Below are 17,875 nucleotides of genomic sequence, written 5' to 3'. Positions count from 1 at the left end.
TTTACTTCCCTTTCCCGTGATGAATCACTGCTAGCTCATCGATGAAATGTTGCTCGCTGAGCTTTGTCGCAGCCACTTCATGTTGACTTACTTTTTCATGCAACGTTACATATTTCTTTTCCTCGACGACTTTTCCAAGCAGGCGCTCCTGCGACAAATGATATCGATTTCGTGCCTGCTGGACGACGAGCTGTTGCGTCTCGATTTGACGTTTCAACCGTTCGCGCGTCTGCTCACGATATTGCGACATGAGCAGGTCGATGACACCGTCTTGTTCATCTTGACTCTTCATAAGCGACTCGTACGTCAGCACGAGCCGGTAGAGCGCCTCCATCTCCGTCTCGAACCTTGCTTTCTGTTGTCTCATCTCCGTCGCGGACTCTTCTTTCTCATGTTCCGCGATTGGCATGATGCGTTCTAACAATAGTCTGTTCATGGTTCACCTCGCACGATCTTGGCCAAGCGTTCAAGCGATTGCTCAAGCGGGGCCTCTTCTTCGATGGATTGCTTTAAAAATGTTAATAAGTCCGGATACTGTTCGATGGCGGTATCGATTGCCGGGTTCGTCCCTTTTTTATAGGCCCCGATATTAATCAAGTCCTCGGCGTCCAAATACGTCGCCAACCAGCCGCGGAACGTTTGAGCGGCCTCACGGTGCATCGGCGCAGCAATTTGGTTCATGACGCGGCTGATCGACTTTAAGACGTGGATGGCTGGAAATTGACCTCGGTTCGCGAGCGAACGGTCCATGACGAAGTGACCATCCAATATACCTCGCACCGCGTCCGCAATCGGTTCATTCATATCGTCACCGTCGACGAGGACGGTATAAAAAGCAGTAATCGAGCCTGTCACGGCTGTTCCGCTTCGTTCTAGCAGTTGTGGCAACATCGCGAACACGGATGGGGTATAACCCTTTGATGTCGGAGGTTCACCGGTGGCGAGTCCGATTTCCCGTTGCGCCATAGCAAAGCGGGTCACCGAGTCCATCATGAGAACGACTTCCTTGCCTTGGTCCCGGAAGTACTCGGCGATGGCGGTTGCCGTATAGGCTCCTTTCAATCGGACGAGCGGTGGTTGGTCGCTCGTCGCCACGATGACGACCGAGCGGGCCATTCCTTCCGGTCCGAGTTCTTTCTCAATAAACTCTTTCACTTCGCGACCACGCTCGCCAATCAAGGCGATGACGTTAATATCGGCCGACGAGCGTTTGGCGATCATCCCGAGCAGTGTCGATTTTCCGACACCGGAACCGGCGAACAATCCGACCCGCTGTCCTTTACCGACCGTCAACAGGCCGTCAATCACGCGGACACCCGTCGACAAGACATCTAAAATCCGCGGTCGCTCGAGCGGATTGGGTGGCTTCCGAAGAACATCGTAACGTTTTCCCGGAGAGGCTGTTTCGCCGGACAAAGGACGGCCGAGACCGTCGAGTACTTGTCCGATCAGCTCGTCACCGACCGGTACTTGGAGCATCCGTCCCGTGCCTTTGACCATACATCCCGGCGCGATTTGCGTCGTCTCCCCGTAGGGCATGAGGAGTACACGCGCCTCGTTGAATCCGACGACTTCCGCCTCGACGTGTTGGCCCGAGGGAAGTGCGATTAAACACCTCTCTCCGATGAAGGCACTCGGTCCCGTCGATTCAATCATCAGCCCGACGACACGACACACCCGTCCGACTTTCCGAACATATTCGTCCTCGGCGGACGCTGTGATCGTCTCAAGGACGTGGTCAATAAGCGCCATCGGCCAAAACCTCCTCGATTTTGGACTGGATGCGTTCAAAGCTGTAATTCAAATCAAGTTCATCACCGTGGTACGGCGTCTCGATGCGTACGCTCGTCTCGCTTAAACCGGCATCTGCCCGGTACTTCAACGGTGGGCCGTCCGGTGTCACCCACTCCGCTTCGAAACGTTGAATCGAAGCGAGGCGGGTCGGATGGACATACACCGTCAATGATTCGGCATCGAGCTGACGGAGCAACTGTTCTCGAATCCGATCGGCGAATAGCGCCTCATCTTTTCGGACAAGCTCGGTCGTGACATGGGCGCTGACCTCGAGGGCGAGGGCGACGAGTTGCCGCTCCGCGTCCCGCCACTTCGCATCGAACAACTGTTCAAGTTCAACTGCGACGGTGTTCAGCCGCGTCGTTAACTCGTCATACTCTGCCTTGCCTTCCCGTCTACCGTGGTCAAATCCAGCGTCGAACCCTTCTTGCTTGGCTGACGTCAGCACTTCCTCCCGCAGCACCGCGAGTTGTTGTTCCATCGCGGCACGGCGGTCACGAAGCGCTTCTTCGTCTAAACGGAGTTGTTCACGCTTTTGTTCCAACTGGTCACTTTCTTGGTCGTAGTGTTCCAACGATACTGGCTCAAGGAACGGTTTCGAGTCGATCCGTTGCGGCTCGAGCGGTGTCGCATAGTGGCGTTTGATTACGTTAGACAACGATGTCATCTCCTCCGCCGCGGCTGATCACGATCTCTCCGACGTCTTCTAGGCGACGGATGATGCCGACGATACGGCTTTGCGCTTCTTCGACATCACGCAACCGGACAGGCCCCATGAATTCCATGTCTTCTTTGAACGTTTCGACCATTCGCTGTGACATGTTTTTGAAGATGATCTGTTTGACTTCTTCGGACGATACTTTGAGGGCAAGCAGTAGGTCGTCGTTTGCCACTTCGCGGATGATGCGTTGAATGGCCCGCGAGTCGAGTGTAACGATATCTTCGAAGACGAACATCCGCTTTTTGATTTCCTCGGCCAGTTCCGGATCTTCGATTTCAAGAGCATCAAGGATTGTGCGTTCAGTCGTACGGTCAACGCCGTTGAGCACTTCGACGACCGCTTCGATCCCGCCGGACTGGGCGTAGTCTTGCATATCGGTCTGGGACAAGTTTTTCTCAAGGATCTGTTCGATTTCATGAATGACGTCAGGGTTGAGCCGGTCCATCGTCGCGATCCGCTTGGCGACTTCCGATTGAATCTCCGGCGGTAATTCCGATAAAATTTGTCCTGATTTGACTGGTTCAAGATGCGCCAAAATCAAGGCAATCGTCTGAGGATGCTCGTTCTGGATGAAGTTGAGCAACTGTTTTGGATCGGCCTTGCGGGCAAACTCGAACGGTCGGACTTGGAGCGTCGATGTGAGCCGGTGAATGAGGGCCATCGCCTTCTCTTCCCCGACCGCTTTCTCGAGCACCGTTTTTGCAAACCCAATTCCGCCTTGCGTGATATAGCTCTGTGCCATGGCGAGTTCGTGGAACTCGCCCATGATTGCTTCTTTTTGTTCGGATGATACTTTCTTCAAGGCCGAGATTTGTAACGTCAACTGTTCCATCTCTTCTTCCGACAGATGTTTGTAGACGTTCGCAGCCACCTCAGGTCCAAGCGAGATCATGAGCATGGCCGCTTTTTCCCGGTTCGCTTGTTTTGCGTAATTCACAGTACTCACTCCTCAGACATCCATGTACGGAGAAGTTTGGCGAACTCTTCAGGGTTGCTCTCTGCCAATTTCTCCAACTGTTTCTTCTTGACGGCCCCTTCGCCTCGTTCTTCAAGGTCGAGGTCGGGTACTTCGTCCTCATATGGGACTTCCCATTCATTCGACTCGGCGATTGGTTCCCGTTTGCGTTTACGCATGGCGAAGAACAATAGCGCGAGCAAGACGACGGCACCTGCTGCTGCCGCATACATCCACCACTGGGTCGGTTGTTCAACCGCAGCCGCTTCTTCCGTCTCCGCGAACGGACGCGATACGACGACCACTTTCTGTTCAAGTTCCGCCTCGGTGAGCGCCTCACCGGTTTTGGCGAGCGACGTCCGGATGATCGAATACATCATCGTCTCAAGGTCACCCTCGAGTTGCGGGTCGATTGTCGTTGCCCCGTTCGGTGGTTCGACGATCAATTGAACACCGAGGTCGCGAATCGAGTACGGTGCGTTTTGAATTTGTTTCGTGATTCGGTTGACTTCATAATTGATGATTTCATGATTCTTTTCGCTCTCTTCTTCCCCGGTGCCAGTGGCGGCCGGGAAATTGACCGTGTCGTTCTCGGCCGTGCCCGCCGCGGTCGCCGCGCCGGTACCACCGGTGTACGCTTCAGCGATTCGTTCTGCCGATGTGACGATCCCTTCCATGCTCTCCTCGTTGACGGGTGTCACTAGGTTTTGCTCTTCCGCCGATTGCGTCGTGTCGATGTCGGCCGTGACCGAGACGAGGACGCTCCGTTCACCTAAGAGGACTGAAAGCATCTGTTGAATTTGTTGACGGACATCTTTTTCGACTTGGCGCTTCAAGACGAGTGGGTCGGTGGATGATCCTCCTGCCGTCGTCGTTTGGTCTAAATCGTAATATGTGAAATATTGGTCCATGACCGAGATGTTTTCTGGTTTCAAGTTCGGTACACTCTTACTAATCAAATGGTAGAGCCCTTTTACCGTCGCCGGTTCTAGATTCGTACCTGCTCCTAAATTTAAGACAATCGAAGCCGTCGGCTCCCCTTGGTCTTCTGCCAAGAAGACCGATTTCTCAGGAATCGAGATGATGACTTTCGCCTGATTGATTCCTTCGATTTGTGTGATCAACCGCTCGAGCTCGGTCTGCATCGCACTCCGTTCGATGACGGCCATCTCGCGATCGGTCGTCCCGAAGCCGGCGTTCTCACTGAAGAAGCTATAATCGATCGCTCCTGATTTCGGGATGCCCGCTGCTGCGAGGCTGACTTTCAATTGATCGACTTGTTCGCTCGGTACGTATACACTCACGCCGTTCGATGTCGCTTTAATTTCAGCTTTCACACCGTCAGCTGTCAGCTTTTCCGTCACCTCGCCCGCTTCTTGGGCGGACAGGTTCGTATAAAGCGGAGCCATGTTCGGGCGCGACAGCCAGACGGTCAAGACCACCGCGACGAGAAGTACGCCGGCGATGATGAGGCCCCAAAAGATTTTACGGTTTGTCTTCATCGTCTGAAGGGAACCGGTCAGTGAACCGAATCGTTCTTTTAACTTTTCATTCATCGCAACTCGTCATCCTCTACTTTAAACTTGCATTCGCATCATTTCTTGATAGGCCTCGACCGCTTTGTTCCTCACCTCAATGGCGAGTTGCATCGCAATCGACGACTCTTCGCTTTGAATCATGACTTGATGTAAATCCGCTTTACCGACAGCAAGGTCAGCGCGTGCTGTGCTCGTCGCTTGTTGGACATCGTTCAACGATCGCATCGCCTCGTTCAAATACGTGCCGAACTGGGACGGTGTCTCTTTCACCGTCGGCGTGACCGTCGGTTGTGTACCCATCAACTGTATCGGGTTAATCTGCATCGTGTGTCACTCCTTATCCTTTACCGATTTCCATCGCTTTGACGAGCATCGCCTTCGTGGCGTTCATTGCTGCGATGTTGGCCTCGTACGACCGAGTCGCCCCCATCAAGTCGACCATTTCTTTCAACAAGTCGACGTTCGGCATTTGAACGTAGCCGCGGTCATCCGAATCTGGATGGCTCGGGTCATAGACGAGCTTATACGGGCTCTCGTCTTCCACGATTTGTGATACTTCGACGCCGCCGCTGACGGCGGACAACTGTTGTCGAAACGGTGCTTCCTGCAAGACGGTCATTTTCCGCGTATACGGTTGCCACTCTCCGTCGACGAGTTTGCCTCGTGTCGTCTGGGCGTTCGCGATGTTTGCGGATACCGTGTCCATCCGAAGCCGCTGTGACGTCAATGCCGTCGCCGAGATATGAAAACTATCAAACATCCCCATCGTTAACGTCCTCCTCTAATGACGGTCTTGAGTCCGCCGAGCCGGCGGTTCAATTGTTCCATCATCGCTTCGTATTGAAGTTGGTTCCGGGCCAACTCGCTCATTTCATAGTCGAGGTCGACGTTGTTCCCGTCACTTCGCATCGCCCCCCCGGCCCGGTCCGTGATCGTCGTCGCCGCGCGCTCACTCGGACGGCCACCCGCCAGCTTCAGACGCATCTCGTTGTTCAACGTCTGCTCGAACACCGCCTGTTTCGCTCGAAAGTTCGGGGTATCGATATTTGACAAGTTATGACTGATGACTTTTTGATTTACGACCGAATGATTGATCGCTTGTTTCATTAATTGATAGTCGCTGCCAATCCAATTCATGCGTTTCACTCACTTTCACCAAAAGAATGCATGTATATACCTTATTTGGAAAATCTACTATTACATTGAAACAAATCTGTAACAGTGTTGAAAGATATTTTTGTTAAAACAGGTAAATGCTATCTTCTCTTTTTGTCGAATTTACGGCGAATTCTGAAAATAATTACTTTTGTACTAAAAAAAGTCGCCTCCGACATAACGGAAGCGACTTTGTAAGTCGAAAGTCCTAACTTAATAGACTTTCTTATGATTCATATACTGAATTGTCTATATTTCAATTCGATTTCAACTTTTGAAGTTCAAACAAGAAGTTATCATTCAGTATCTTAATATATGTTCCTTTCATACCAAGCGACCGTGATTCGATGACGCCTGCACTCTCGAGCTTGCGGAGAGCATTGACGATGACCGAACGAGTGATTCCCACTCTATCGGCAATTTTGGAAGCCACTAACAACCCTTCATTTCCACCGAGCTCTTCGAAGATGTGTTCAATCGCTTCGAGTTCCGAATAAGAGAGCGAATTGATTGCCATTTGGACGACCGCTTTCTTCCGCGCTGACGCTTCGGCTTCCGCCGCTTTCTCACGAAGGATCTCCATCCCTACGACCGTCGCACTATATTCTGCCAAGACGAGGTCATCTTCTGTGAACTCGTTGTTGAGACGGCCGAGGACAAGTGTGCCGAGGCGTTCACCGCCCCCGATGATTGGAACGATCGTCGTCATCGAGTCGAGGAACAATTCACGGTTTTCGACCGGGAAAGCTGTATATTCACTGTCAATCCCGATATTTTCTGTCGTCTCCTTCACGTTGAACAAGTTTGAGGCATACGGCTCTGGAAATTGGCGATCAACTAAAAACGCCTTCATCCGTTCGTTCTCGATCTGTTGTTTGATCGCGAAACCGAGCAAGCGGCCGCGACGGCTCACGATGAACGTATTCGCTTCGAGTACTTCGCGCATTTTGTCCGCCATTTCTTTAAAATCAACGTGTGCGCTTGCCTCTTGTTGAAGCATCGTGTTCAATTGGCGTGTTTTGTCTAGTAAGTTCATAATTCTTATTTTCCTCCCTGTATGTGCATACAGAATCTTATAGTATAAATTGGCTCAAATCTCGATCTTCCGCGATCGATCCGACTTTTTCTTTGACGTAAGCCGGTGTGATTTGCACGTGTGTCTGCGGCATATCGGCCGCCTCGAACGACAAGTCCTCGAGCACGCGTTCCATAATCGTATACAGGCGGCGGGCCCCTATGTCGTCCGTCTCTCGGTTGACGTGCGTGGCGATACGCGCGATCTCTTCGATGGCTGGGTGCGTGAACTCGACACTGATCTCTTCAGACTCGAGAAGAGCCGTGTACTGCTTGATGAGCGCCTGTGACGGCTCGGTCAAAATCTTGACGAAGTCCTCTTCGGTCAAGCTGCTCAATTCGACGCGAATCGGGAAACGACCTTGCAGTTCAGGAATCAAATCGGACGGTTTCGCCATGTGGAACGCACCGGCGGCGATAAAGAGTACGTGGTCCGTCTTGACTGGTCCATACTTCGTGACGACGGTCGACCCTTCGACGATTGGGAGGATGTCACGTTGCACCCCTTCCCGCGAGACGCCGGCATGGTCTTGCGATTTCGTCGCAATCTTGTCGATTTCATCGACGAAGATGATACCCATCTGTTCGCTACGTCGTACCGCCTCATCATGCACTTCATTCATGTCGAGCAAACTTTCCGCTTCTTCCGCTACGATAAGCGGTCGAGCTTCTCGAACTGGGAGCTTCCGCTTTTTCCGCTTCTTCGGAACGATTTGCCCGAGCATGTCTTGAAGATTCGATAACCCTTCCATACCTTGCCCTTGGAACAAGTCGACGGTCTGTTTTTCTTCGAGGTTGACCTCGATCAACCGCTCCTCGAGTTCACCGAGATCAAGTAAGCGCCGCAGTTGCGCGCGATCAGAAGTTTGCGTATTCGTTGGTTCCTCCGTCTTTTGACCTTGTCCCCCGAACAGCGCCTCGAACGGGTTCGATGCAGTCGGCTCGACTTTGGCTTTCCCTTGAAGCGCGTCTAGAATGCGTTCGGTCGCTGCGACCTCGGCTTGTTCTTTCACGCCTTCTTTCTTCTCTTCCTTCACGAGACGGACCGAGTCTTCGACAAGGTCTCGGACCATCGACTCCACGTCACGGCCGACATAACCGACTTCCGTGAACTTCGTCGCTTCGACTTTGACGAACGGCGCGCCGACAAGTTTGGCCAACCGTCGTGCGATTTCCGTCTTCCCGACACCGGTCGGTCCGATCATCAAGATATTCTTCGGTGTCACTTCATCGCGTAAATCGGCGCTCAGTTTTTGCCGACGATAACGATTGCGGAGTGCGATCGCGACCGCGCGCTTCGCATCTTTTTGTCCGATGACGAAGCGGTCTAACTCTGCTACGATTTGGCGTGGTGTCAGTTCACGTTTCATTCAGAATCGCCTCCGATCGTTTCTACGATAACTTGGTCGTTCGTATAGACGCATAACTCCCCGGCAATCTCGAGTGCGGCACGGGCTATGTCCTCAGCTGATTTCTCAGGTGAATGGCGCACGAGCGCACGGCCGGCGGCGAGCGCGTAATTCCCGCCCGAACCGATGGCCAAGATGCCGTCGTCCGGTTCAATCACTTCTCCGTTCCCAGAGACGAGCAATAAGTGGTCACTGTCCATGACAATCAACAACGCCTCGAGTTGGCGGAGCATCTTATCTCCGCGCCATTCCTTGGCCAGTTCGACGGCCGCACGTGGCAAGTTACCGTTGTACATCTCAAGTTTCGATTCAAACTTTTCGAATAACGTGAATGCGTCGGCGACACTGCCGGCGAATCCGGCGACGACTTTACCACCATAAAGACGCCTTACTTTTTTGGCCTTATTTTTCATGATGACGGCGTTCCCGAACGTGACTTGTCCATCTCCGCTCATCGCGCCGTGTCCGTTATGACGGACCGCGAAAATCGTGGTTGCATGAAACATCTGATGACCTCCTACTTTCTCGGATGTGTAGCTCGATAGACCGCTCGCAGACGCTCGGTCGAGACGTGGGTATAACGCCCCGTCGTCGAGAGCGACTCGTGCCCGAGCAGTTCCTGCACGGCGCGCAGGTCCGCCCCGCGTTCGAGCATGTCGGTCGCGAAGCTGTGACGCAGCGAGTGAGGCGTCAACGGCTTGTGAAGGCCCCCGAGCTTCCGGAGACGCTTCATGACGTAGCGAATTTGGTCCGTTGTCACCCGATTCCCTTTTTGACTGAGAAATAATGCCGTTTCCTGAGGCGTTGCGCACGTTTGCCGCACGTTGAAGTAACGGTCGAGCGCTTCGATGGCGAACTGTCCGATTGGGATGTAACGTTCTTTCTTCCCTTTCCCGACGACATGGACGAACGCAAGACCCGCATCATAAGACGACACGTCCATGCCGCACAACTCGGCGACACGCATGCCTGTCCCGTATAACATCTCGACGATGGCGACATCGCGGGCCCGCAAGAATGGGTCGTCTTGTCCCTCTGCTGCCTTTAGGAGCTGTTCGACCTCGCTCGGCACGGCGAACGTTGGTAGCGTCTTGCGCCGTTTCGGTGACGTCAGCCCATGAAACAACGGTTCACCGCCCGTTTCACGTGCCACAAATTTCCCGAATTGTTTGAGGCATGATACTTTTTGGGCGACCGTCGTCGTGGCGGTGTCTGCCTCATAAAGGGCATATAAATAACGCCGCGCCGACTGCACATCATATGGATCTTGATGTGTCGTCTGGCAATAAGCGGCGTACTGGTCGAGCGTCTGCTCGTAAGAGCGTTTCGTATGAGGAGACAGTCGGCGTTCGACTTGGCAATAGCGTAAAAATGATTGTTGATCGACAACGAATCCCATCCTCTCGCCTCCCCGTTTTCAGCTTAAAAACGCATGTTCCCGTCAAATCGAAATTAGCATAGCATACACAGTCAGAGGTGACAATAGATACCTCTTCAATAATCTGAAAATTTTCAAAGTGTTGTACAAATCACACAATTGAAATTTAGATTCATAAAAAAAGAGCCAAAAAATGGCTCTTTTCCCTTTAAATCTCTTTATACTGTTGAATCGTTTCGAGGGCACGGTTCGCATAGCGCTCGTACCGTTCTTGTTTCTTCATCTTCTTCGGGGCATCTTCAAGCGACGGCACGAGACCGAAGTTCGCATTCATCGGCTGGAAGTGCTTGCCGTCCGTCGTCGTGATGTAGTGTGCCATTGAACCGAGCATCGTCTCTCGGGGAAGAACGACGAGCTCTTCACCTGCAATCAGCTTCGCTGCATTAATCCCGGCGAGAAGTCCTGACGCCGCCGACTCGACGTAGCCCTCGACTCCGGTCATCTGACCGGCGAAGAACAACGTGTCGCGTGTACGGGCCTGGTAAGTTGGTTTCAACAAACTCGGTGAGTTGATGAACGTGTTCCGGTGCATGACACCGTAACGCACGATCTCGGCGTTCTCAAGACCTGGAATCAACTGAATGATTCGTTTCTGTTCGCCCCATTTGAGGTGCGTCTGGAAACCGACTAAGTTGAAGAGCGTCCCGGCCGAATTATCTTGCCGCAACTGTACGACCGCATGCGGACGTTTGCCCGTCTTCGGATCTTCGAGGCCGACCGGCTTCATCGGTCCGAACAAGAGTGTCTTCTTCCCGCGTTGGGCGAGGACTTCAAACGGCATGCAGCCTTCGAAGTAAATCTCTTTTTCGAACTCTTTGAGCGGAACGACTTCGGCTTTGACGAGTTCGTCGTAGAACACGTCGAACTCTTCTTCTGTCATCGGACAGTTGAGGTACGCCGCCTCACCTTTGTCGTAACGTGATTTCAAGTACACCTTGTCCCGGTCGATCGTCTCGCCGTCCAAAATTGGAGCGGCCGCGTCGTAGAAGTACAGGTAATCTTCACCTGTGAACGCTTTGAGCGAAGCCGAGAGGTCCGGTGATGTGAGCGGCCCGGTCGCCATGATGACAATCCCGTCCGGAATCGCCGTAATCTCTTCGTTGTGCACAGTCACGTTCGGATGGTTCTTCAACGTGTCTGTTACGAATCCAGCAAAATCGTGACGGTCGACGGCGAGAGCGCCGCCAGCCGGTACACTTGCCGTATCCGCCGCTTTCAAGATGAGCGAGTCGAGCGTGCGCATTTCTTCTTTCAAGACACCGACCGCGTTTTGAAGCCCGTTCGCCCGGAGCGAGTTCGAGCAGACCAATTCCGCAAATTGGTCCGTATGGTGTGCTGGTGTTTTTCGAACCGGTCTCATTTCATACAAATCGACTTGAATCCCGCGTTTTGCGAGTTGCCAAGCCGCCTCGGAGCCGGCGAGGCCCGCTCCGATCACAGTTACACGTTGCTGCAAAGTTAATCCTCCTCTAACTGATGTACCTCGGCATGGGTACAGTTCGTACATTGATATTTCACGCCGTCTTTGATTTTTTTCTCGACCATCATCTTATCACATTCCGGACATGGTTTCGCGACCGGCTTGTCCCAAGAGACGAACTCACAATCTGGATAGTTCGAGCAACCATAGAACAGACGACCTTTTTTACTGCGTCGCTCGACAACTTGTCCGTCTTTACAGTTCGGACATGGGACGCCAATCTCGACTTGAACCGGTTTCGTGTTCGTACAGTTCGGGAAGTTCGAACACGCCATGAATTTCCCGTAGCGGCCCATCTTGATGACCATCGGTGCGCCGCATACTTCACAATCGATGCCGGCCGGTTCGTCTTTCACTTCGATTTTCTCGATTTCGGACTCGGCCCGTTTCAATCGTTTCTCGAAACTGCGATAAATCGGGGCAACGACATCGGTCCAAGCGACTTCCTCATTCTCAATCGAGTCGAGGAGCGTCTCCATGTCGGCCGTGAATTGCACAGTGATGAAATCGTTGAAGTACTCATCGATCATCTCGATGACGAGTTCACCGAGCTCCGTCGGTACAAACTTCTTCTCTTCGAGGACGACGTATCCACGCTTTTGAATCGTATCGAGTGTCGGCGCATATGTCGACGGACGACCGATTCCGAGTTCTTCCATCGCCCGAACGAGCCGTGCCTCGCTGTAACGCGGCGGCGGTTGGGTGAAATGCTGTTTCGGCTCGATCGTGTCGAACTTGACGAGGTCGTCGACTTCAAGTGGTGGCAGTAATCCTTCTTTCTCTGGATTCGTATCTTCGATATCTTCATCTTTCGATTCGATATACACTTTCATGAAACCTGGGAATTTGACGGTCGATCCGTTGGCACGGAAAATCATGCCGTTCGACTCGACGTCGATTTTTACCGTATCGAGAATGGCCGGCGCCATTTGGCTCGCAACAAGACGCTCCCAAATCAACTTGTACAGTCGAAGTTGGTCGCGTGACAAGTACGCTTTGACCGAGGCCGGGTCACGTAACGCCGACGTCGGACGAATCGCTTCGTGGGCGTCCTGTGCGTTCGCCGCCTTCTTCTCTTTTTGTTTCTGCAAGGCGACATACTCTTCTCCGAACGTGGACTCGATGTATGATTTCGCTTCTTCTTTCGCCAAATCTGAGATCCGCGTCGAGTCAGTACGCATATACGTGATCAAACCGACGGTACCTTCTTTCTTCCCGAGGTCGATCCCTTCATAAAGTTGTTGCGCGAGCATCATCGTCTTCTTGGCACGGAAATTGAGCTTACGCGCCGCATCCTGTTGGAGCGAACTTGTCGTAAACGGGAGCGAGGCGTTCCGCTTCCGCTCTTTCTTCGTGACATCGATGACTTTGAACGAGTCGTCGATCGCTTTGAGTACCGCGTCGGCGTCTGCCTCGCTCTTGAGCTCCAGTTTCTTCCCGTCTTTCCCATAAAACGATGTCTCGAACAATTCGCCTTCATGGTTAAGCATGAGTTTGATCGTCCAATATTCTTCTGGGTCGAAGGCGTTGATTTCTCGCTCCCGGTCGATAATCATTTTAACGGCCACGGATTGAACGCGTCCGGCCGATAATCCTTTTTTGACTTTCTTCCATAATAATGGGCTCATCCCGTATCCGACGAGACGGTCCAAAATTCGTCGTGCCTGTTGGGCATCGACGAGATCGTGATTGATTTTACGTGGGTGTTTGAATGACTCCTTGATCGCATCTTTCGTGATCTCGTTAAAGACGACCCGACATTCGGTCGTTTCGTCGACACCGAGCGCACGTGCTAGATGCCAGGCGATCGCTTCCCCTTCGCGATCCGGGTCAGCCGCGAGAAAGATTTTCGTCGCTTTTTTAGCTGCCGTCTTCAATTCTTTCAAAACGGGACCTTTTCCACGAATCGTAATGTACTTCGGTTCGAAGTCATGGTCTACGTCGACACCGAGTTGACTCTTCGGTAAATCGATGACGTGACCCATTGACGCTTTGACCGTGTAATTTGATCCTAAATAACGTTTAATTGTTTTTGCTTTCGCCGGTGATTCGACGATCACCAAATATTTTGCCATACATCTGCTCCCCTTTTAGAGGTCATTTAAATCCCTACCATAATATTCATGTTGTCGCTCGTTTGTCAACGTCCAATCCTTGAGCGTATTAGAATTTGATCGGAAGTCGTCAAAGGAATCGCCCCGTCCTCAATCAATTGATTCGGACCTGCCGCGAGTGGATCAAGCGGGCTTCCGGGCACCGCAAACACCGTCTTTCCTTGCTCGAGCGCATGTCCGACCGTGTTCATCGTCCCACTTTTCTGACGAGCCTGGATGACGACGAGCTGATCGCCGAGTCCGCTAACGAGACGATTCCGTTCTAAAAATTGAATTTTTTTGACAGGTGTTTCCGGCGGATATTCACTGAGGAGTAACCCGTGTCTCGAAATCTGTTCGAACAACGGATGATGTGCTCGAGGATACATGTGCGAAAAACCCGCCCCGAGGACGGCGATCGTCGGACGGTTGTGTCGCAGTGACAACTCATGGACGAGCCCATCGATGCCGAGTGCCCCGCCCGACACCGATACAGTTTCTTCTATTAAAGGGTAGAAATGCTCGACGAGCCGATGGCTGATCCGGTTCAATTCGCGGCTTCCGACCAAAGCGGTCGTTTGTTGTTGTAGTACCTCTAAATCACCTCGGTAAAACAAACAATATGGCGGATTCGGAATGTCGAGCAATGCGCGCGGGAACGCCTCGTCTTCCCACGTCAAAAAACGGTCATACGTGACCGTTGAACGAAGCGCCCGTTTCGCCTTGTTCCAGACGTACGGAGAAAACTGACGAGAGCTTAAACCAGGTTGAGACAAGTAATGATGGACGAACTCGACTGGCAAGCGTTCAGCCGCAAATCGAGCGATTGTTTGATTCATCACAATCACCTCTAAAAAAATGAGGGATGGCATGCATCCCTCATTCCGAATGGTTTACGTGGTCGGTTGACCCGTCACGCAAGCTTCATACAAACCTTCTTCCTTCAACACCCGGATGAGCGTCTCCCCGATGACGGCTGGCGTCTCGGCGACTTCAATCCCGTTGGCGTTCAATGTCTTGATTTTCTCGGCAGCCGTTCCTTTTCCGCCAGAGATGATGGCACCGGCATGGCCCATCCGTTTCCCTTCAGGAGCCGTTTGTCCACCGATGAACCCGATGACCGGTTTTGTCATATTCGCTTTCACCCATTCAGCGGCTTCCTCTTCAGCCGTTCCGCCGATTTCCCCGATCATGATGACCGCTTTCGTGTCCTCATCTTCGTTGAACGCTTGGAGCGTATCGATGAAGTTCGTCCCGTTGACCGGGTCGCCACCGATTCCAACCGCTGTCGATTGACCGATTCCGGCCGTCGTCAACTGATGAACCGCCTCATACGTGAGCGTCCCTGAACGCGAGACGATCCCGACGTGGCCTTTCGTGTGGATATAGCCTGGCATGATCCCAAGTTTCGCTTCCCCTGGTGTGATGATCCCCGGGCAGTTCGGTCCGATGAGACGGGCCGGCTTGTCCTCGAGGTACCGTTTCACTTGAATCATGTCGATAACCGGGATGCCTTCTGTGATACAGATGATGAGTTCGATCCCGCTATCGGCCGCCTCCATGATCGAATCAGCCGCGAAGGCCGGTGGTACGTAAATAATCGATGCGTTCGCACCAGTCACTTCAACGGCTTCAGACACCGTGTTGAAGACCGGTACGCCGTCAAGTACGGTCGTGCCACCTTTCCCAGGTGTCACGCCTCCGACCAACTTCGTTTTATACGCCAGCATCTGTTCGCCGTGGAACAGACCTTGTTTCCCCGTGATCCCTTGAATGATCACTTTTGTATCTTGATTCGCCCAAATACTCATGTCGTTTCCCCCTTATCGAACGAGTGCCGCGATTTTTTCTGCACCGTCAGCCATCGAGCTCGCCGAAGTGATCGCAAGTCCAGATTCATCGAGAATGCGTCGTCCCGCATCCACGTTCGTGCCTTCTAAACGGACGACGAGCGGTAAATCGAGACCGATTTCTTTCGTCGCCGCGACAATTCCTTCAGCGATGATATCACACTTCATAATACCACCGAAGATGTTGACGAAGATGCCTTTGACTTGGTCATCTGACAAAATCAATTTGAACGCTTCCGTCACTTTTTCTTTCGTCGCACCGCCGCCTACATCGAGGAAGTTAGCGGGTTCGGCGCCGTAATGCTTGATGATATCCATCGTCGCCATGGCAAGGCCGGCTCCGTTGACGAGGCAACCGATATTGCCGTCGAGTGCGATGTAGCTGAGATCGTGTTTCGACGCCTCGACTTCACGCGGGTCTTCTTCCGTCGTATCGCGAAGATCGACGATGTCTGTATGACGATAGAGCGCGTTGCTGTCGAAGTTGAGTTTCGCATCGAGCGCGATGACGTTTCCGTCTTTCGTCGTGACGAGCGGATTGATCTCCGCGATTGTGCAGTCCGTCTCGACGTATACTTTGTATAGCTTCATGACCATGTCACTAAATTTATTGACGAGCTTAGTCGGCACTTCCATCTTGAAGGCAAGACGGCGTGCTTGGAACGGACGGAGTCCGACGACCGGGTCGACGACTTCTTTATGAATCTTTTCAGGTGTATGTTCAGCGACTTCTTCGATGTCCATACCGCCCTCTGATGAACCCATGATGACAATTCGGCCGATCGAACGGTCAAGCACAAGTCCTAAGTAAAATTCTTGGTCAATCGCAGAACCTTCTTCGATGTATAGGCGTTGCACGACTTTCCCTTCAGGTCCAGTCTGATGCGTGACGAGCGTCTTGCCGAGAATCTCTGACGCGTACTGTTTGACTTCTTCATCCGTCTTCGCAAGTTTGACACCGCCGGCTTTCCCGCGGCCCCCTGCGTGGATCTGGGCTTTGACAACTTTTAGTTCACCGTCTAGCTTGGCGGCGGCTGAGACTGCTTCTTCAACCGTGAACGCCGGATAGCCCGTAGGTACGGCCACTCCGAACGCCCGAAGCAATTCTTTCGCCTGATACTCATGGATATTCATTTCGTTTCCCCCTTAGTCCCCTTTAATATCGGCATGTCTATTGTAACGAAAAACTGAAAGCGCTGTCTATCGTTCTTGCTTTAAGTTTTCATCTTTTTTTCACATCTACCCCTAGACATCCTCGATTTTTCCTTGTTCCATCTGATAAAGAAACACGAAAAGTTCGGCGATGACCTGATACAGGTCGTCCGGGATGTGCTCTTCGATCTGTAAAGCAGACAATAGCGATAACAGTGCGGGATCCTCATGGATCGGTATCCCGTTCGCCTGGGCGAGTGCAAGCATGCGCTCGGCGACAAGGCCCCCTCCTTTGGCGACGACACGCGGGGCCTCCATCGATTGCTCATAGGACAAGGCGATGGCTTGTTTACGATCAGTCATACGCGTTGGTCCACCTTTCCGAGCGGGGCGAACGTGTCCGGTACCGCTGCTTCCTGTTTTGGTTCGAACGAGAAGCGCGACAGTTCATAACCACTCGTTGCAAGCGCCTTGCCGAGCAGTGGTTCGTAGGCGTTGACGAACGGGCTCAGGTCATGCCGCTCGTTGAACACTTTGATTGATACGTGCCGCTTTTGGACGAGCAGGTCGATGCCTGTCTCTCCGTACTTTGGAGTCTCTAGAAATAAGACGATGCGTGCGTGGTCGGCGTCGATCATTTCGCCTTTCGGTGCCTCGAGACGGAACCGTACTTGTTCAAACGGTCCTAAATGCGGTATGTGAAATGCTTGAGCGACATATGGCGAGGTCTGGAGGGCGTTGAACGTCTCCTGGGCCCGAACGAACTGCTCGAATTTCGGGTCTCCTTTCGCTTTGAACAACTCGCCGATGAGTTGTTTCACATCCGACCCGGCTCCGCTCTCGAGCAGTTGACGGCCTTGCGCTTGCAGCGATTCGGGCGTGTCGAACGGCTGACGGGCGAGCCGCCCGAGTTCTGTGCCTAAAAGGACGAGCGGTGACCGTGCTGCCTGCGCGAGCGACTCCGCTTGTGGCGGCACGACTCTCAAGACGAGCTTCGGTTCGAGCTCGGTGACGACCATTTTGTACGTCACGTTCTCTTTGACGTCCGCGTTCACCCCAACCCGAAACATGCCTTGCGGCAGTTGCATGACCGCCTCCCCGCCCGGTAACAGCTGAAGCACCCGACCGACGACCGTATTGCCGACGAGCAGTTGCCGTGAATTCTGTTCGGTGACTTTGAACGGCAGAACGCCTTGGTGATCAATACGCATCGTTT

Annotated in this window: 19 protein-coding genes; all 19 read right to left on the bottom strand. The window is 52.7% G+C overall.

Features of this window, described 5'->3' with window-relative positions; all coding sequences use genetic code 11:
• Window position 1: 1 nt before the first annotated feature.
• On the bottom strand, window positions 2-436 hold the full coding sequence (locus tag EVJ33_RS01880) for a flagellar FliJ family protein (RefSeq protein WP_131433928.1): 435 nt from the start codon (window positions 434-436) through the stop codon (window positions 2-4).
• The gene (gene fliI / locus EVJ33_RS01875) at window positions 433-1,752 is read right to left on the bottom strand and encodes a flagellar protein export ATPase FliI (protein ID WP_131433926.1); all 1,320 of its coding nucleotides are present in this window, start codon (window positions 1,750-1,752) and stop codon (window positions 433-435) included. The genes EVJ33_RS01880 and fliI overlap by 4 nt, the downstream gene beginning before the upstream one ends.
• Window positions 1,739-2,461, bottom strand: a complete 723-nt coding sequence (locus EVJ33_RS01870) for a FliH/SctL family protein (protein ID WP_131433924.1) — start codon at window positions 2,459-2,461, stop codon at window positions 1,739-1,741. The genes fliI and EVJ33_RS01870 overlap by 14 nt, the downstream gene beginning before the upstream one ends.
• Window positions 2,445-3,452 (bottom strand): flagellar motor switch protein FliG, encoded by a 1,008-nt coding sequence (gene fliG, locus EVJ33_RS01865; protein ID WP_034777193.1) that lies wholly within the window; start codon window positions 3,450-3,452, stop codon window positions 2,445-2,447. Before fliG ends, EVJ33_RS01870 begins: the two co-directional genes overlap by 17 nt.
• 5 nt (window positions 3,453-3,457) lie before the next feature.
• On the bottom strand, window positions 3,458-5,026 hold the full coding sequence (gene fliF / locus EVJ33_RS01860; protein ID WP_131433922.1) for a flagellar basal-body MS-ring/collar protein FliF: 1,569 nt from the start codon (window positions 5,024-5,026) through the stop codon (window positions 3,458-3,460).
• A 21-nt stretch (window positions 5,027-5,047) separates the two neighbouring features.
• The gene (gene fliE, locus EVJ33_RS01855) at window positions 5,048-5,332 is read right to left on the bottom strand and encodes a flagellar hook-basal body complex protein FliE (protein WP_131433919.1); all 285 of its coding nucleotides are present in this window, start codon (window positions 5,330-5,332) and stop codon (window positions 5,048-5,050) included.
• Between the two features lie 13 nt (window positions 5,333-5,345).
• Window positions 5,346-5,774, bottom strand: a complete 429-nt coding sequence (gene flgC / locus EVJ33_RS01850) for a flagellar basal body rod protein FlgC (RefSeq protein WP_034777187.1) — start codon at window positions 5,772-5,774, stop codon at window positions 5,346-5,348.
• 2 nt (window positions 5,775-5,776) lie between these two features.
• Window positions 5,777-6,145: a flagellar basal body rod protein FlgB gene (flgB, locus tag EVJ33_RS01845; protein WP_131433917.1), complete on the bottom strand. Its 369-nt coding sequence runs from the start codon at window positions 6,143-6,145 to the stop codon at window positions 5,777-5,779.
• Between the two features lie 274 nt (window positions 6,146-6,419).
• Window positions 6,420-7,199 (bottom strand): GTP-sensing pleiotropic transcriptional regulator CodY, encoded by a 780-nt coding sequence (codY, locus tag EVJ33_RS01840; RefSeq protein WP_016508279.1) that lies wholly within the window; start codon window positions 7,197-7,199, stop codon window positions 6,420-6,422.
• Between the two features lie 37 nt (window positions 7,200-7,236).
• On the bottom strand, window positions 7,237-8,607 hold the full coding sequence (gene hslU / locus EVJ33_RS01835) for an ATP-dependent protease ATPase subunit HslU (RefSeq protein WP_131433915.1): 1,371 nt from the start codon (window positions 8,605-8,607) through the stop codon (window positions 7,237-7,239).
• Window positions 8,604-9,152, bottom strand: coding sequence for an ATP-dependent protease subunit HslV (hslV, locus tag EVJ33_RS01830; RefSeq protein WP_131433913.1), 549 nt, complete (start codon window positions 9,150-9,152; stop codon window positions 8,604-8,606). Before hslV ends, hslU begins: the two co-directional genes overlap by 4 nt.
• 11 nt (window positions 9,153-9,163) lie before the next feature.
• A complete protein-coding gene (locus EVJ33_RS01825) occupies window positions 9,164-10,045 on the bottom strand; it encodes a tyrosine-type recombinase/integrase (protein ID WP_131433911.1) in 882 nt (293 codons plus the stop codon).
• A 187-nt stretch (window positions 10,046-10,232) separates the two neighbouring features.
• The gene (gene trmFO / locus EVJ33_RS01820; protein WP_131433909.1) at window positions 10,233-11,591 is read right to left on the bottom strand and encodes an FADH(2)-oxidizing methylenetetrahydrofolate--tRNA-(uracil(54)-C(5))-methyltransferase TrmFO; all 1,359 of its coding nucleotides are present in this window, start codon (window positions 11,589-11,591) and stop codon (window positions 10,233-10,235) included.
• Window positions 11,543-13,639, bottom strand: coding sequence for a type I DNA topoisomerase (gene topA, locus EVJ33_RS01815; RefSeq protein ID WP_131433907.1), 2,097 nt, complete (start codon window positions 13,637-13,639; stop codon window positions 11,543-11,545). The genes trmFO and topA overlap by 49 nt, the downstream gene beginning before the upstream one ends.
• 65 nt (window positions 13,640-13,704) lie before the next feature.
• Window positions 13,705-14,496 carry a DNA-processing protein DprA gene (gene dprA / locus EVJ33_RS01810; protein ID WP_131433905.1) on the bottom strand — a complete coding sequence of 264 codons (792 nt, stop codon included), beginning with the start codon at window positions 14,494-14,496 and terminating at the stop codon, window positions 13,705-13,707.
• Between the two features lie 54 nt (window positions 14,497-14,550).
• A complete protein-coding gene (gene sucD / locus EVJ33_RS01805; RefSeq protein WP_131433903.1) occupies window positions 14,551-15,468 on the bottom strand; it encodes a succinate--CoA ligase subunit alpha in 918 nt (305 codons plus the stop codon).
• A gap of 12 nt (window positions 15,469-15,480) precedes the next feature.
• A complete protein-coding gene (gene sucC / locus EVJ33_RS01800; protein ID WP_114165532.1) occupies window positions 15,481-16,641 on the bottom strand; it encodes an ADP-forming succinate--CoA ligase subunit beta in 1,161 nt (386 codons plus the stop codon).
• A gap of 111 nt (window positions 16,642-16,752) precedes the next feature.
• Window positions 16,753-17,022, bottom strand: a complete 270-nt coding sequence (locus tag EVJ33_RS01795) for an EscU/YscU/HrcU family type III secretion system export apparatus switch protein (protein WP_131433901.1) — start codon at window positions 17,020-17,022, stop codon at window positions 16,753-16,755.
• Window positions 17,019-17,870: a hypothetical protein gene (locus EVJ33_RS01790; protein ID WP_131433899.1), complete on the bottom strand. Its 852-nt coding sequence runs from the start codon at window positions 17,868-17,870 to the stop codon at window positions 17,019-17,021. Before EVJ33_RS01790 ends, EVJ33_RS01795 begins: the two co-directional genes overlap by 4 nt.
• Between the last annotated feature and the right edge of the window lie 5 nt (window positions 17,871-17,875).

Source organism: Exiguobacterium sp. SL-10 (assembly GCF_004337025.1).
In the GTDB taxonomy this organism is placed as follows: domain Bacteria; phylum Bacillota; class Bacilli; order Exiguobacteriales; family Exiguobacteriaceae; genus Exiguobacterium.
The sequence above is the reverse complement of the archived record's forward strand: the minus strand, read 5'-3'. Positions and strand labels throughout refer to the sequence as shown.